At 60.6% G+C, this 17,629-nt stretch carries 9 protein-coding genes; 2 read left to right on the forward strand and 7 right to left on the reverse strand.

Annotated features, from left to right (window positions below):
* Positions 1-6: 6 nt before the first annotated feature.
* The gene (locus PDR5_RS23880; RefSeq protein WP_064600947.1) at positions 7-636 is read right to left on the reverse strand and encodes an alpha/beta hydrolase; all 630 of its coding nucleotides are present in this window, start codon (positions 634-636) and stop codon (positions 7-9) included.
* A 144-nt stretch (positions 637-780) separates the two neighbouring features.
* Between PDR5_RS23880 and PDR5_RS23885 the strand changes: the two genes are divergently transcribed.
* Entirely contained in the window at positions 781-1,215 is a 435-nt protein-coding gene (locus PDR5_RS23885) for a YhcB family protein (protein ID WP_039766275.1), read from the forward strand.
* A gap of 67 nt (positions 1,216-1,282) precedes the next feature.
* Here PDR5_RS23885 and PDR5_RS23890 read toward each other — a convergent pair whose 3' ends face one another.
* Together PDR5_RS23890 and PDR5_RS23895 are read right to left on the reverse strand one after the other, a co-directional pair.
* Entirely contained in the window at positions 1,283-2,014 is a 732-nt protein-coding gene (locus PDR5_RS23890) for an OmpA family lipoprotein (RefSeq protein ID WP_007956806.1), read from the reverse strand.
* A 114-nt stretch (positions 2,015-2,128) separates the two neighbouring features.
* Entirely contained in the window at positions 2,129-2,773 is a 645-nt protein-coding gene (locus PDR5_RS23895) for an MBL fold metallo-hydrolase (protein ID WP_064599327.1), read from the reverse strand.
* Between the two features lie 200 nt (positions 2,774-2,973).
* Here PDR5_RS23895 and PDR5_RS23900 point away from each other — a divergent pair, with 200 nt between their 5' ends.
* A complete protein-coding gene (locus PDR5_RS23900) occupies positions 2,974-9,297 on the forward strand; it encodes a matrixin family metalloprotease (protein ID WP_064599329.1) in 6,324 nt (2,107 codons plus the stop codon).
* An 81-nt stretch (positions 9,298-9,378) separates the two neighbouring features.
* Here the strand turns inward: PDR5_RS23900 and PDR5_RS23905 are convergent, their stop codons facing one another.
* The 4 genes from PDR5_RS23905 to PDR5_RS23920 all read right to left on the reverse strand — a co-directional run bounded on the left by PDR5_RS23905 (position 9,379) and on the right by PDR5_RS23920 (position 17,599).
* Positions 9,379-12,111 carry a LuxR C-terminal-related transcriptional regulator gene (locus PDR5_RS23905; RefSeq protein WP_064599331.1) on the reverse strand — a complete coding sequence of 911 codons (2,733 nt, stop codon included), beginning with the start codon at positions 12,109-12,111 and terminating at the stop codon, positions 9,379-9,381.
* A gap of 187 nt (positions 12,112-12,298) precedes the next feature.
* A complete protein-coding gene (locus PDR5_RS23910; RefSeq protein ID WP_064599333.1) occupies positions 12,299-13,663 on the reverse strand; it encodes a DUF1329 domain-containing protein in 1,365 nt (454 codons plus the stop codon).
* Positions 13,664-13,690: 27 nt separating this feature from the next.
* Positions 13,691-15,580: a DUF1302 domain-containing protein gene (locus tag PDR5_RS23915; RefSeq protein WP_064599335.1), complete on the reverse strand. Its 1,890-nt coding sequence runs from the start codon at positions 15,578-15,580 to the stop codon at positions 13,691-13,693.
* A 336-nt stretch (positions 15,581-15,916) separates the two neighbouring features.
* Entirely contained in the window at positions 15,917-17,599 is a 1,683-nt protein-coding gene (locus tag PDR5_RS23920) for a fatty acid--CoA ligase (protein WP_064599337.1), read from the reverse strand.
* Positions 17,600-17,629 lie beyond the last annotated feature (30 nt).

Here is a 17,629-nt window from a genome sequence, read left to right on the forward strand (position 1 = left end):
CTGCAATCAATTCGAGAAACGCGGCAGGATCAGATCCTTGAGATCGGTCAGCTTGCCATGAAAAAAGTGTCCGCATTCTGCCACTTTCAGCAGCTCATGGGGGCGCTGGAGTTTTTCAGACCAGTCGTAGACCAGCTGCGGATCGATCACTTCGTCGGTTTCCGGCTGGATCACGGTCAGCTCACCCTGCTGCGGCAATTGATCCTGCTCGCCCAGACGCATCACCGCCGGCGCGACCATGAACAGATGCTTGAGCGCGATGCCCCGGGATTCGAGACGACCGCCGAGACTTGCTGCAACAAATCCGCCGAAGGAGAAACCGAACAGGGTCAGCGGCAGATCCGGATGCTTTTCCAGCAACCAGGCGGCAGCGGCCTGGGCGTCATCGACTTCACCGGTGCCCATGTCATGGGAGCCTTCGCTGGCACCGACGCCGCGATAGTTGAAACGCAAGGTGATCAGGCCGGCGTCGCGTGCGGTGCGCTGCAGGGTCGAGACGACCTTGTTGAGCATGGTGCCGCCCTGCACCGGGTTAGGATGGCAGATCAACGCGATGCCGCGCGGCTGCTCGTTGTCGAGGTACAGGCTCTCAAGTTGACCCACCGGGCCATCAATCACTACAGGGGTTTCACGCATCAGCAAGGAAGGAACTCCGTGACCTCGGATCGGGTCGACTCGTCTAGCAAATTGTCTGTGCCAGTCTATTGCGAGTGAATCGCGGTATACAGCGCAGGTTCGAGCCGTTAACGTAAAGCAAAGCCGTTTATAGAGGAAGGACTCGTGGAACACTCGCTCTTAGTTTGGTTGTTACCGACTCTTGCCCTGGTTGTGGGTGTCGCCATTGGTTTCCTGATCGCTCGCGTTGCGCCGAACGCCGCGCCCAGCCGCACGCAGCGTCAACTGGACGATATTCAGGAACGTTTCGACAGTTATCAGAACGAAGTGGTGACCCACTTCAACAGCACCGCCAATCTGGTCAAGAAACTGACCCAGAGCTATCAGGAAGTGCAGGATCACCTCGCCGAGGGTGCCAACCGTCTGGCCCTGGATGAGCAGACTCGTCAACGCCTGCTGGCCTCGCTGCACTCCGAAGCAGCACAGGCCCCACGGGAACGCCTGACGCCACCACGGGATCAGGAACCGCCGCGTGACTACGCGCCGAAGACCCCGAACTCGCCGGGCATGCTTGATGAGCATTACGGCCTGAAGAAGTAATCAACCTTCGCGCCAGCAAAAAGCCCCCGGACAATCACTTGTCCGGGGGCTTTTTTGTAGCTGACGGTTACGGGTACTGCTGAACCGTGCCCGGTTGTTGCTGACCACCGTACTGCTGGCCCGGGATCGCCTTGAGGTTGACCTCGACACGGCGGTTCTGCGCCCGGCCATTGACGTCACCGTTGCTGGCGATCGGATTATCCGGACCGGCACCGCGGGCGCTCAGGTTGGCACCGCTGACGCCTTGCGAGGTCAGGTAGGTCGCCACGCTTTGCGCACGACGCTGGGACAGGTCCATGTTGTGCTGGCGGCTGCCGGTGCTGTCGGTGTAGCCGACGATTTCGATCTGATTCTGGTTGAACTCCTTCAGGGAGTTGGCGAGGTTGTTCAGCGGTTGATAGAAGCTGGAAGCGATGTTCGCCGAATCGGTGGCGAAGGTGATGTTGCCCGGCATGATCAGCTTGATCTGGTCACCCTGACGCTGCACTTCAACCCCGGTGTTGGCCATGCTGGCGCGCAGTTTTTTCTCCTGCTGGTCGGCGTAGTAGCCGTAACCGGCGGCCGAGGCACCGACCACGGCCGCGCCAATCAGCGCACCCTTGCCGCGGTTGTTGTGGTCGATGGCGGCACCGGCCAGCGCGCCGGCCAAAGCACCGAGGCCACCGTATTTGGCGGTTTTGCTCATGCCCTGGGAGCCACCGTCGGCCTGACCCTGATTGTCATACGGGTTGGGCGAGGCGCAGCCGGACAAAACGGCCACGGCAGTAGCGACAATAATCAAACGACGCGTGGTGAACATGGAGTGCTCCTACATTTTGCATTCTGTGGTGCAGCGGACATTGGCAACTGGCCCGTGCGGGCGTTGGATCATGACAATGCACAAAAATTCCAATGGGCACCCGTGACAAAATGTTTAGGCACGCACAAATGGATTCTCGCGCATTTCATCCCCCAGACGCGTATCCGGACCATGCCCGGCCACAACAGTCGCGTCTTCATCCAGGGTGTACAGCCGCTGCTTGATCGATCGCACGATGGTCGCCTGATCGCCGCCCCACAAATCCGTGCGCCCTACTCCGCGACGAAACAACGTGTCGCCGGCTATCAACAGCTTAGCCTCGGAAAACCAGAAGCTCATGGAACCTGGCGTATGCCCCGGCGTGTGCAGTGCCACGCCGCAACCGCAGGCCAGTTCTTCGTCGTCGCTCAACCAGCGATCTGGCGACGGCACCGGGGTGTAGGGCACACCGAACATCTGGCACTGCATTTCGAGGTTGTCCCACAGGAACTGATCGTCCTTGTGCAGGTGCAGAGTCGCGCCGGTTTTTTCCTTCATCTGCCCGGAAGCGAGAAAGTGATCCAGATGCGCGTGGGTGTGAATGATGCTGACGACTTTCAGGCCCAGCGCATCGAGGCGCGCCATGATCAGATCAGGGTTGCCGCCGGGGTCGACGACGATGGCTTTCTTGGTCAACGGGTCGCCAATGATGGTGCAGTTGCACTGCAAAGGGCCGACAGGGAAGGTTTCGCGGATGAGAGAAGGCGTTACAACTGACATGAAAAATCCTCGACAGACGGCGGACAGCATTTTTTCAGGATTCTACTGCACGCGCCGATACAGAGTGCCAGGCCAGTAATTTGACGCCACTAATCAGAAATAGTGGCCCTATGATGTCAAATGTATAAATTCTGGTGCAAAATCGCGTTTTTTTGTAGCGGCCGCATTCAGGAAGGGTCGCATAGCTCTCAGGAAATCCTATGCCAACGCCCAAGACGTATTCGATCAGTTTGCCCTCCACGCTGACAGGCAATGCCCTCGTCGACAGCCTCATCTCCGGCACCTATTGGCTGGGAGCCAACTGGAGTCCGACTGGGCCGACCAACCTGAGCTATAGCTTCATGGCACCGGTCACTTCGTATTTCGTGACCGATTACAGCCCCGACAACGAATACAACGCACTGTATGAGCTCACGGCCGGGCAAAAAACCGCAATCACCAGCGCGCTGGGCGCCTGGAGTGCCGTCGCCAACCTCAACTTCACGCTGACCACCGACACCCTTTTCAACGTCGGTGACATGCGTTTTGGCGGCTATCGCTTGATGGACGACAAGACCGCTGCGTGGGCTTACTTCCCGGCCAATACGCCAGTCGCCGGCGATGTCTGGATCGGTCCGCAGACCAATGATCCGAACCCGGGCAAAGGCACCTACGACTACATGACGTTCGTGCATGAAATCGGCCATGCGCTGGGACTCAAGCACCCGTTCGACGCCAGCTCGACCAACAAGACCCTGCTCGACCCGACGCTCGATGATGTTCACTTCACGGTGATGAGCTACAACAGCAATTATTCCTACCAGCCAACCACGCCAATGGTGCTGGACATCATCGCGATCCAGAGCCTGTATGGCGCCAACATGGCGTGGCAGGCCGGTGACACTGTTTACAAGTGGGCAGCCAACCAGTCGATTTTCGAGACCATCTGGGATGGCGGCGGCAACGACACCATCGATGGCAGCAACCAGCTCGCGGCCGTCAGTATCAACCTCAATGAAGGCGCTTACAGCCAGATCGGCAAGGCGTTCATCGATTACAACAACCAGACCGCGATTAATGACGGGCTGGCGATTGCCTACGGGGCCAAGATCGAGAACGCCATCGGTTCTGCGTTCAACGACATCCTCACCGGTAACGCACTGAACAACACGCTTGATGGCGGCGCAGGTGCCGACACCATGTCCGGTGGCGACGGCGTCGACACCTACTACGTCGACAACGTCGGCGATGTAGTAATCGAAACCGATGCCTCGCTGACCGCCCTTGACCGCGTATTCGCGTCCATCGATTACACCCTCGGCAACAACGTCGAAAACCTGATCCTGACCGGCACCGGCAACCTCAACGGTACCGGCAACTCGGTCAATAACCGCATCACCGGTAACGATGGCAATAACATCCTTGATGGCAGCACAGGCGCTGACACATTGATTGGCGGACTCGGCAACGACACCTATATCGTCGACAACGTCGGCGACACCATCGTCGAAACCAGCACCCTGGCCGGCGAGATCGACAGTGTCTGGTCGTCGGTCGACTTCACCTTGAGCGCCAACATAGAAGTCCTCTCGCTTTCCGGTACCGCCAATCTCAACGGCACCGGCAACAGCGGCGTTAACTACATCAATGGTAATTCGGGCAACAACATCCTCGATGGTGGCGCGGGTGCCGACGTCCTGAATGGCGGCTTGGGCAATGACACTTATATCGTCGACAACATCGGCGACACGGTGACTGAAAGCAGCACGCTGGCCAGCGAAATCGACACCGTGCGCGCGTCGGTGGACTGGACTCTGGGCGCCAACCTGGAAAACCTCGTGCTTACCGGCGATGCGATCAACGGCACCGGTAACGCGCTGGACAACACGCTGACCGGTAACGCTGCAGCCAACACCCTCAATGGCGGCGCAGGTGCCGACACCATGATCGGCGGTGATGGCGTCGACACCTACTACGTCGACGACGTCGGCGATGTAGTGATCGAAACCGATGCCTCGCTGACCGCACTCGACCGCGTGTTCGCGTCCATCGACTACACCCTCGGCGCCAACGTCGAAAACCTGATCCTGACCGGCACGGCCAACCTCAACGGCACCGGCAGCGCGGTCAGCAACCGCATCACCGGCAACGACGGCAATAACATTCTTGACGGCGGCCTGGGTGCCGACACGCTGATCGGTGGTCTGGGCAATGACACCTATATCGTCGACAACGTCGGCGACACCGTCACCGAAACCAGCACCCTGGCGAACGAGATCGACACCGTACGTGCATCGGTTGATTGGACACTCGGCGCCAACCTGGAAAACCTCGTGCTCACCGGCAACGCCGTCAACGGCACCGGTAACGCGCTGAACAACACGTTGACCGGCAACGCAGCGGCCAACACCCTCGATGGCGGCCTCGGCGCCGACACCATGATCGGCGGCGACGGTGTCGACACCTACTACGTCGACAACGTCGGCGACGTGGTCATCGAAACCGATGCCTCGCTGACCGCGCTCGACCGCGTGTTCGCCTCCATCGACTACACCCTCGGCGCCAACGTCGAGAACCTGATCCTGATCGGCAGCGCCGTCAACGGCACCGGCAATGAGCGGGATAACCGCATCACCGGCAACGCCCTGGCCAACACCCTCAATGGCGGCGCAGGTGCCGACACCATGATCGGCGGTGATGGCGTCGACACCTACTACGTCGACGACGTCGGCGATGTAGTGATCGAAACCGATGCCTCGCTGACCGCACTCGACCGCGTGTTCGCGTCCATCGACTACACCCTCGGCGCCAACGTCGAAAACCTGATCCTGACCGGCACGGCCAATCTCAACGGCACCGGCAGCGCGGTCAGCAACCGCATCACCGGCAACGACGGCAATAACATTCTTGACGGCGGCCTGGGTGCCGACACGCTGATCGGTGGTCTGGGCAATGACACCTATATCGTCGACAACGTCGGCGACACCGTCACCGAAACCAGCACCCTGGCGAACGAGATCGACACCGTACGTGCATCGGTTGACTGGACACTCGGCGCCAACCTGGAAAACCTCGTGCTCACCGGCAACGCCGTCAACGGCACCGGTAACGCGCTGAACAACACGCTGACCGGCAACGCAGCGGCCAACACCCTCGATGGCGGCCTCGGCTCCGACACCATGATCGGCGGCGACGGTGTCGACACCTACTACGTCGACAACGTCGGCGACGTGGTCATCGAAACCGATGCCTCGCTGACCGCGCTCGACCGAGTGTTCGCCTCCATCGACTACACCCTCGGCGCCAACGTCGAGAACCTGATCCTGATCGGCAGCGCCGTCAACGGCACCGGCAATGAGCGGGATAACCGCATCACCGGCAACGCCTTGGCCAACACCCTCAATGGCGGCGCAGGTGCCGACACCATGATCGGCGGTGATGGCGTCGACACCTACTACGTCGACGACGTCGGCGATGTAGTGATCGAAACCGATGCCTCGCTGACCGCACTCGACCGCGTGTTCGCGTCCATCGACTACACCCTCGGCGCCAACGTCGAAAACCTGATCCTGACCGGCACGGCCAACCTCAACGGCACCGGCAGCGCGGTCAGCAACCGCATCACCGGCAACGACGGCAATAACATTCTTGACGGCGGCCTGGGTGCCGACACGCTGATCGGTGGTCTGGGCAATGACACCTATATCGTCGACAACGTCGGCGACACCGTCACCGAAACCAGCACCCTGGCGAACGAGATCGACACCGTACGTGCATCGGTTGATTGGACACTCGGCGCCAACCTGGAAAACCTCGTGCTCACCGGCAACGCCGTCAACGGCACCGGTAACGCGCTGAACAACACGTTGACCGGCAACGCAGCGGCCAACACCCTCGATGGCGGCCTCGGCGCCGACACCATGATCGGCGGCGACGGTGTCGACACCTACTACGTCGACAACGTCGGCGACGTGGTCATCGAAACCGATGCCTCGCTGACCGCGCTCGACCGCGTGTTCGCCTCCATCGACTACACCCTCGGCGCCAACGTCGAGAACCTGATCCTGATCGGCAGCGCCGTCAACGGCACCGGCAATGAGCGGGATAACCGCATCACCGGCAACGCCCTGGCCAACACCCTCAATGGCGGCGCAGGTGCCGACACCATGATCGGCGGTGATGGCGTCGACACCTACTACGTCGACGACGTCGGCGATGTAGTGATCGAAACCGATGCCTCGCTGACCGCACTCGACCGCGTGTTCGCGTCCATCGACTACACCCTCGGCGCCAACGTCGAAAATCTGATCCTGACCGGCACGGCCAACCTCAACGGCACCGGCAGCGCGGTCAGCAACCGCATCACCGGCAACGACGGCAATAACATTCTTGACGGCGGCCTGGGTGCCGACACGCTGATCGGTGGTCTGGGCAATGACACCTATATCGTCGACAACGTCGGCGACACCGTCACCGAAACCAGCACCCTGGCGAACGAGATCGACACCGTACGTGCATCGGTTGACTGGACACTCGGCGCCAACCTGGAAAACCTCGTGCTCACCGGCAACGCCGTCAACGGCACCGGTAACGCGCTGAACAACACGCTGACCGGCAACGCAGCGGCCAACACCCTCGATGGCGGCCTCGGCGCCGACACCATGATCGGCGGCGACGGTGTCGACACCTACTACGTCGACAACGTCGGCGACGTGGTCATCGAAACCGATGCCTCGCTGACCGCGCTCGACCGCGTGTTCGCCTCCATCGACTACACCCTCGGCGCCAACGTCGAGAACCTGATCCTGATCGGCAATGGCAACCTCAACGGCACCGGCAACGCGGTCAGCAACCGTATGACCGGTAACGCCGGTGACAACATTCTCGACGGCGGCGCCGGCATCGACACGCTGATTGGCGGCTTGGGCAACGACACTTATGTCGTCGACAACGCTGGCGACATCATCACCGAGACCAGCACCCTGGCGAACGAAATCGACACCGTCCGCGCGTCGGTTGACTGGAGACTGGGCGCCAACCTGGAAAATCTGGCGCTGACCGGCAACGCCATCAACGGCACCGGCAACAGCCTGAACAACGTGCTCACCGGCAACGCCATGAACAACACCCTCAGCGGCGGCGCCGGTGACGACACCCTCGACGGCGGCCTCGGCGCCGACACCATGATAGGTGGCGACGGCGTTGATACCTACTACGTCGACAACGTCGGTGATGTGGTGACCGAAACCGACGCCTCGCTGGCCGCACTCGACCGCGTGTTCGCGAGCATCGACTACACCCTCGGCGCCAACGTCGAAAACCTGATCCTGATCGGCAGCACCAACCTCAACGGCACCGGCAACGCGGTCAACAACCGTATCACCGGCAACATCGGCAACAACATTCTCGACGGCGGCATGGGAGCCGACACCATGATCGGTGGCGCCGGCAACGACACCTACGTTGTGGATAACATCAACGATGTCGTGATCGAGCAGATCGGCGAAGGGCATGATCTGGTCAGAACCAGTATCAGCTACACCCTCGGCGCCAATGTTGAAGACTTGACGATGTTTGGCGACACATGGGGTGCACTCACCGGCAATGCGCTGGACAACACCATCACAGGCAACTCCGCCACCAACTACATCGATGGCGGGCTAGGCGCAGACATCATGATTGGTGGAGCCGGGCATGACGTCTACAACGTGGATAACATCAACGACGTTATCGTTGAACTCGCGGATGAGGGGATTGATACCGTCAACACCAGCATCGACTACACACTGGCGGACAACGTCGAAGATGGTCAGATGATTGGCAGTGCCAACCTGAATCTGACAGGTAATGCCATGGAAAACGTCTTGCACGGCAACGATGGCAACAACATCCTGTCGGGCGGTCTCGGCGCTGATCGCATGATTGGCGAGGGCGGCGACGATATCTTTATTGTGGATAACGTCAATGACCTCATCTTCGAGTTCCAGAATGGCGGTCACGACCTGATCCGCACTTCGGTTGATTACAACCTTTCGGATTACGTCGAGGACGGCACCCTGCTCGGCAGCGCAAACCTGACAATGTGGGGCAACAACCTCGATAACATTCTGACGGGTAACGCCGGCAACAACGTACTCGGCGGCAATGGCGGAACCGACAAACTGTTCGGTGGGGAAGGAAACGACACACTGTACGGTGGGTGGGGACATAGCACGTTGACGGGCGGTACCGGGGCTGACACCTTTGCCATCACTAACATGATCAATCTCGGAAAGGAATTCGGAACAAGCTCCTCGCAGAACGTCATTGCCGATTTCAACGCACTGGAAGGGGACAAAATCGATTTCTCCAAATTCGACATTGACCCGATGACCCTCGGCTATCAACACTTGACGTTCATTGGCTCCAGTGAATTCACCGGGCTGGGGCAACTGCGTTTTGCAGATAACGTCCTGTCGGGCAACCTGAGCGCAGACGCTGGGGGGCACTTCGAAGTGCAAGTGGTGGGCGTCAACTCGCTCAGTGCGAACGACGTCATCGTCTGATCCCTTAGCTGCCTGAAACATTCGAAGCTGAAAAATGAAAACACCCCGCCATCGCGGGGTGTTTCTTTTGTCCACTTTTTTCTAGGCCAACAGGCCCAGCTCTTTGGCCCGCGCCACTGCCTGCGTCCGCCGCTCAACCCCCAGCTTGCTGTTGATATGGCTTGCGTGGGTTTTCACGGTGTGCAGCGAAATGAACAATTGCTCGCTGATTTCCTGATTCGAACAACCCTGGGCAATCAACCGCAGTACGGCCAGTTCGCGACTGCTGAGCTGTTCAGTGACCGTGGACTCAGGCATCTGCCGGGGCGGCGCTGGCGGTAGATGCTCGAGCAATTGCTGGCCTGCCAGTCCGGGGAACGCCAGCAATTGCCCACGCAACCAGTCCGTGTGCTCCCTGGCCAATCCATCGAATGGCTGCAACACCCCGCCGGCCGCCAGCTCCAGCGCCTGGCTCAACGTCTTGCGTGCTTCCGGCTCGCGCCCGCCCGCCAGTAGCAACGCCACCTTTTGCGTTAACGCCATCACGCTGAGTAACTGGCGCCCGGTTCGCTCACCGTTTTCGTGCAGCACGTCCAACCGCCCTTCGGCGAGCATCGGCTGGCCGCGGGTCATGTCGAGCAGCGCTTGTTGCAGCTCAACGTGCAATGGCAGTTGGGGGTGAAACTCCGGCGGCGCAGCGGCGCGCTCGCCGGTGTAGGTCTGGCCCAACCGCGCAAGCCACGCCTCTGCCAGATCGGTGCGGCCCTGCGCCAGCCACAACTCACATTTGACCAGGGTGATCATCGCCAGGTAGTAGATCGGCGGCACGTCCCAGATGTGCATCAGGCGTTCGGCTTCGGCGAGTTCGGCGAAGGCCTTGGCGAACTCGCCGCTGCTGCCATCCAGACGCGCGATGACGCAATGGCCGATCAATACGCTGATGTCGCGACAGGCCCGTGCCTCGCCGATTCCGGCCAACAAGCGCACGCGTGCGGCCTGAGGCTGCAAGCGCATCGCCAACAGAAAACCCTCGTACAGGGTCAGCCGTGCACGCACCGCATACAGGCGCTGTGGCGACAGGCCGCGCAACCGCTGCAAGCCCTGATGGACTTCATCGAGTGCGCGCAGAATTTCACCGCGGGCCTGCAACACCCGCGCACGATCGTAGTGCGCCAACGCTTCGAAGAACGGGTTGCCAACGCGCTGCGCCAACTCCAGCGACTCTCGGTTAAGGCCGCGGGCGCGCCATAGGTCACCGTCGGCAATGGCCAGATTGGACAAGGTCGATAGACACATCAGCCGCTGGCCATAGCGCTTGGCCGGCAGACTTTCCAGGGCTTCGCTGCAGTATCTGATCGTCAACTCCCGATGCCCACGCCCGCGAGCGATGATCCCGCTCAGCGCCAGCCATTGCGCGAGCATCGACTTCTGCGCGGTAGCGGAAGGTGCCGGCAGGAAACGGCTCAAATGGCTGGACAATTCTTCGGCGGCATCGAGCTGACAGGCCAGCCCGAGCGCCCAGCTGTACAACACGATCAAGCGTGGCGTGCTGATCAGCAGGCTGTCGGGCAAGTCCATTTTCCAGCGCAGCAGCATGCCGACGTTTTGCTCGGCCAGCAGTTGCTCCTCGGAAAGGTTCTGTACCAGGTTTGCGGCGACGTCGAGATGACCGGCGCGCAACGCCTGTTCAACCGCCTCGTCCAGTAACCCTTGCGCGTTGAACCAGCGACAAGCACGCAGATGCAGCGTTGCAGTTGGCACCATCGCCTCAGCAATCGGCCGGCTGCGCAACAAATCAGAGAATAAATGGTGATAGCGATACCAGTGACCGTGCTCGTCCAGCGGCACCAGAAAGACCTGATGGGCCAACAGGAAACGCAGAATCTCGGCGCTGTCGTGTGCTTCGCGCACGGCGTCGCACAGTTCGCTGCAAAAACGCTCTTGCGGTGCGGTGTCATAGAGGAACGCCTGCACTTCGGCGGGCAGACAATCGATGACTTCCTCCAGCAGGTATTCGCGAATCAGCCCTTCCCCGCCGTTCAACGCTTGAGGCAAGGCCGATTCGGTGCCGGCTTCAGAAATCGCCAGCAGCCAGAATCGCAACCCGGCCACCCAGCCTTCGCTACGCTGGATCAGGTTTTCCAGCGCCTCGCCACGCAGTGAGCTGCTGTGACGATCGAGCAGTGCCAGGGCTTCGTCGTGGGTCAGGCGCAGATCCTGCTCGTGCAGTTCCAGCAACTGCCGGGACAGGCGCAGACGGGCCAGGTGCCAGTCCGGGCGCTGACGGCTGGTGACCATGACCAGTAGACCATCAGGCAAATGGTTGAGGAAAAATTGCAGGCAACGATCGAGCACCGGCCCTTGGGCGAGGTGGTAATCGTCGAGTACCAGCAGCAGCGGCGAAGTCGGTAGCAGGTGCAGAGCCAGCTCATCGAGCAAGCCGTCGAGCCATTCTTCGAAGGCGAACGGCTGGTGACGCTGGCGCATTTTCAACAAACCGAGTGCGCCGCTGCCGAGTTCGGGAAAGTAGTCCTGCAGGCCCTCGAGCAAGCGTTCGAGGAAGCGTCCCGGGTCACTGTCGCGGGCGCTCAGCCCCAGCCACAAACTTTGCCAGTGCGCCGGCAGACTCTGACAGAACTCCACGGCCAGCGAGCTTTTGCCAAACCCGGCCGGGGCGCTGACCAGCAACAGACGTCCACCGAGACCGGCTTGCAGGCGCTCGCAAAGTCGTGGTCGCAATACGTACCCATCAGGCAGCGGAGGACGGAAAAAACGTCCGTCCAGTGCCGCGACGGCAACGCTTGCGGGACCCGGAAGTGGGGACAGATCAGTCATGGCCGGCTCTTGTTCGTATGGCTGTTGGCGGCGTAGCAGATGCCCGCAGACTAGCCTTAAACGGAGCGGTTATGAAGGTCGTTGCTACAAATGGCTACAAAAAGCCTACGGAAAAACTGCAAGCAAAAAAAACGCCCCGAACCTGTCGGGGCGTTTTCACGAGGATGCGGCCTCGATTTACAGGCGCTTAGCGAACACCATCCTGACGCAGGGCGGCCGGGGTGAAGTCGCTGGTGGTGGCGGTGAAACCGAAGTCGTACGCGCTCTTCTCTTCGTTCTTCATGCCCAGTGCCAGGTAACGACCGGATTGCAGGTCGTAGAGGGTTTCCAGGGTGTACCAAGGCACCTGCACGTTGTAGTAGTCCTGGGAGTGGGCTTCCGCCACGCGCCACAGTTGGTTGCGACCGTCGTAGTGATCGATCACCGCCGCTTGCCAGGTGTCTTCGTCGATGAAGAAGTCACGCTTGGCGTAGATGTGGCGCTGACCTTCCTTCAGGGTCGCGGTCACGTGCCATACACGACGCAGTTCATAGCGCGCCAGATCCTGGTTGATGTGCCCGGCCTTGATGATGTCGGAGTACTTGAGCTTCGGATCGTCGAGCTTGTAGCTGTCGGAGGCGATGTACATCTCCTGCTTGCCGACCAGTTTCCAGTCGTAGCGGTCCGGCGCACCGTTGAACATGTCCAGGTTGTCGGAAGTACGCAGGCCGTCCGCCGCAGTACCCGGGCCGTCATAGGACACTTGTGGCGCACGGCGCACGCGGCGCTGACCGGCGTTGTAGACCCACGCCGAACGTGGCTCCTTCACCTGGTCGAGAGTTTCGTGCACCAGCAGCACGCCACCAGCCAGACGTGCCGGCGCGGTCACTTTCTGCTTGAAGTAGAACAGGATATTGCCAGGGTTCGCCGGATCGTAGTCCTTCATCTTGTCGCGGAACACGAACTGGTCCTGGAAGTACACCAGGCTGAACGAGCCGTTCGGTTGCGGCGTGGCCTGGGTCACCAGACGGGTCACGCTGCCGCCGCGATAGCGGGTGATGTGGTTCCAGATCACTTCCACACCGGTTTTCGGAATCGGGAATGGCACGGCGGTATCGAAGTTTTCCAGGCCGTTGCCGCCCGACACCAGGGTCGTGGTGGTGGCGTTCTTCTTGATGGCTGCGAACACCGCATCCGGCACGGTGGCACCGCGATGGGACGGATAGACCGGCATCTTGAAGGTGTCAGGATAGCGCTGGAACATCGCGTACTGGCCCGGCGCGAGCTTGGCCTTGTACTGATCGACGTTCTGCTTGGTGATGGTGAACAGCGGTTTCTCACTGGCGTACGGATCGGACAGGAAACCTTTGCTGTCAACGGTGCCGGCATTTTTCGGCATCGGTTTCCAGGCCGGGATCGAGCCGTCGGCGTTGCCGGCCATTTCGGCGCCCATCGGGGTCAGGCTCTTGCCCAGCTTGTCCGCTTCGGCGGCAGGCACCGCCGCCATGACACCGGTCGCCAGCAGCGACAGGCCCAGAACACCGGCGTGGAACAGACTCTTTGTTATTTTCATAAATTCGTTCGTCCTGAAATGCAGTGCTTAGAAGTTCACGCCGAGGCTGAGCGCCACAAAATCGCGGTCATCCACGGTGGTGTACTTGCCGTCGAAGAAGTTGGTGTACGCCAGGCTCGCGGTGTAGGTGTTCTGGTACTCGGCGTCGACGCCCAGGCTGACGGCCTTGCGACCTTCCTCGAAGTTGCCGCCAGGGCCCGGCGAGTAGCCGCTGACGTCGTGGGACCAGGCCACGTTCGGCTTGAGGTTCACGCCGGCGAAGACATCGTTGTATTCCCAGATTGCACGGCCGCGGTAGCCCCAGGACATCGACGTGGTGAAACCGTCGTTGTCGCAATTGCGGCTGCGGTTGTTCTGCGGCGAACCTGGTCCGGCGCCGTTGATGGTGCCGTTGTTGAGGATGTTGACGCAGGTGTTGGTGGTACCGGTGGCTGGCAGCTCGCCCGGGCCATAGACCGGATCGCGGCCATAGCGCTTGTCGGATCGGCTTTCGAGGCCGCCCACATAAGTCATGCCCACTTCACCCACGAGGGTCAGACGGCTGGCGCCCATGACCTGATCGAAGAAGTGCGTGAAGGTGGTTTGCAGTTGAGTGATTTCCTTGCGCTCGTAGCCATGCAGATCCTGGCCCGGCACGCCATTGAGCAGCGATGCGTTGGCGTAAGGGCCACCCAGTGGACGCACACCGGCGAACAGGATGTCGGTGGAGTTCAGTTGCACCGGTGCATTCGGGCGATAGCTGATCTCACCGCTCCACGCCGTACCGGTAGGCAAGGTGGTGGAGAAGCTCAGACCGTAGAGGCGGATGTCTTCAGGGTATTCGACGAAGTACTTCGAATTGCCGGCAACCAACAGAGGCCCGAGCGCCTGAAACGGACCTGGCAATGCAGCTACGCCGTTGTAGACCGATTGCGGCGCGCCGGTGGCACTGAAGATCGGCGCACGACTGTGGTAATTCATGAAGTAGGCACCGAATTCGGTGTCCAGCGGTTCGAACATGTACTTGAGGGACACGCCCCACTGGCCGCTGTCCCGCGCATCGCGATCGGCGCCGCGCGGCACCAGCACACCTTCTTCATTGACGTTGACGCCGTTGGCCGCCAATGGCCCCAGGGCAATGGCCGGGATCTGCGAGCGCTTGTTCAGTACGCGCAGGTTGTCGGTGCAACCGTCGGCAATGATGTCCGGCTGGGAGAAGAACGTGCCGCAGTTGTCGACGACGGTCTGGTCCCACTCCAGCTGATAGAAGGCTTCGGCCGACAGGTTGTCGGTCAGGCTCTGGGACACGTAGAACATGTTGACCGGGATCAGGCCTTCCTTGATCTCGGCGCCCGGACGACGGAACGCGGAAACGTCGATCGGGTTGATCGAGTTGATGCCGCCGCCGATGAAGGTACTTTCACCCCAGCTCACCACCTGTTTGCCCAGACGCACGGAGCCCGGCTGATCGGCGATCGCGTAGTTGTGGTAGACGAAGGCGTCGAGGATCTGACCGCCGGCGGACTTGGCGCCTTCCTTGCGGTTGCTGTCGCTGATGTCCTTGAACTCGCGGCTCTCGTCTTTCAGTTCGAAGTCGTACCAGTACTTGCCACGGACGAACACGCCGGTGTCGCCGTATTTCAGTTCGAGGTCATGAATGCCCTTGAAGATCTTCGAGAAGGTTTCGCCGCTCTTGAAGTTGGCATGGCCGTCGTCGGAAGTCTGGGACAGACCGTGACCGCCGTTGTTGACGCCGATGAGGTTCTTGTTCGGGCTCTGGGTGGACCAGCTGGCACCGATCGACAGGGAGGAGTCGAACTGGCCTTCGATTTCACCGACGTTGAAACTGACGCCGAATGCGGGCCCGGCGAGCGAAGAAGCAAGACTGACGGCCAGAGGCAGCTTTGCCCGGCGCCAGAACTGGTTTACTGAGGTCATCGACGCTACTCCATGTGCATTATTGTTATGGCAGTGAGTACTTTTAAAAACGCCTGAAGGACCGGGTGCCAGCGGCTTCCCGAAATCGCTTCAATGTTGCATCGCCCCGTTTGTGCGTGTGCCCCGTTCTTAAAAATCCTTGAGCGGACTATAGCCAGCAGGTGGTACTGCTTGATCCCTCTAAAGTGTGATTTGCAGCTGCCGGCCACTCTGGAACAGTCCTTTCGCCAGTCCGACACATGTCGGCACGGCAAGGATGGCTGAAAATTCGAATTTCACAAGCCAAGCGCTTGCTTGGTGGGTCTGGCGCGCCGTTTTCGGCGCGCCAGCGGACGCTCAAAGCGTCGAGAGGAAGGTGCTGTTGTTGGCCTGCCATTCAGTGATGTCGAGGCGGATGCGCTTCTTGTCGAGCTTGCCGACACTGGTCTTGGGAATTTCAGTAACAAGGGCGATCTGGCTTGGTATCGCCCACTTGCTCAAGTGCCCCAGTTCAACGAACGGCTTGAGGTGTTCCTTGAGCTCGCGTGCCCCGATGGCATGCCCTTCGCGGACCACCAGCAAGGCAAACGGACGCTCGCCCCACTGCGGATCGGCGATGCCCACCACTGCTACTTCACGTACCGCGACGTGACGACTGATCAGGTCTTCGAGGTCCAGCGAGGAGATCCATTCGCCGCCGGTCTTGATCACGTCCTTGATCCGGTCGCGGATGTCGATCACACCCATGGCGTCGAGCGTCGCCACGTCGCCGGTGTGCAGCCAGCCGCCGGCCCACAGCTCGGCGCCCTTCTGCGGTTCGTTGAAATAGCCTTCGGTCAGCCACGGTGCGCGCAGCACCAGTTCGCCCTGGGTCTCGCCGTCGGCCGGAAGAAAATTGCCTTCGGTATCGACGATCGCCGCTTCGACCAATGGCCCCGGCACGCCGGCCTTGATCCGATAGGTGGTGCGCTCGTCTTCGGTGCCCGCCATCAACTCATCGTTCAGATGCGCGCATGAAACCAGAGGCCCGGTTTCCGACATGCCGTAAGCAGCCGTCAGCTGAATGCCTTTGCTCTTGGCCGTTTCATACAGCGTGCGGTTCAGCGCACTGCCGCCGATGACGATTTTCCAGCCGCCGAAATCGGTGCCCTGCGCGCCCTTGGCATTGAGCACCATCTGCAGGATGGTCGGCACACAGTGGGAAAACGTGACCTTTTCCTTGCGCCACAACTCGACCAGGAATTCCGGGTCGTAACGCCCCGGATAAACCTGCTTGAGCCCGAGCATGGTCGCCACATACGGCAGACCCCAGGCATGCACGTGGAACATCGGGGTGATCGGCATGTACACGTCGTTGGTGCCCAGCAGCCGCACGCTGTCGATGGCGCCCATGATGGTCGACACACCCATGGTGTGCAGCACCAGTTGCCGATGGGTGAAATACACGCCCTTCGGATTGCCGGTGGTGCCCGTGGTGTAGAACGTGGTGGCGACCGAGTTTTCGTCAAAATCCTGGAAGTCGTACTGCGGACTCGCGGCCGCCAGCAGTTGCTCGTACTCGCCGACCAGATTCGGCAGATCGGCGGTTTTTTCCGGCAGATCGGTCAGCAGCAGGGTTTTCTCCACCGTGGTCAGGTGTGGCGCAATAGCCTGGTACAGCCCGACGAACTCGCTGTTGACCAGCACGAAGTGGTCCTCGGCGTGGTTCATGGTGTAGAGGATCTGTTCCGGCGACAGGCGCACGTTGATGGTGTGGATCACCGCGCCGATCATCGGAATCGCAAACATGCACTCCAGGTAGCGATGGCTGTCCCAGTCCATCACCGCCACGGTGTCACCGGCCTTGACCCCGGCCGCCGTCAGTACGTTGGCCAGCCGCGCGACCCGCTCGATCAGGGTCGGGTAGCTGTAGCGCAGCTGGTCACGGTAGATGATCTCGCGGGTTTTCTCGTAACGGGCACCCGACATCAGCAGCCGTTTGATCAGCAGTGGATACTGGTACGCCCCTTCGGCGGGCGGAATGACGCGAGTCTGCAACATAAGAATCCCTTTTCTGACTGCACGGTGTTG

Source organism: Pseudomonas sp. DR 5-09 (assembly GCF_001655595.1).
GTDB classification, from domain to species: Bacteria; Pseudomonadota; Gammaproteobacteria; order Pseudomonadales; family Pseudomonadaceae; genus Aquipseudomonas; species Aquipseudomonas pharyngis.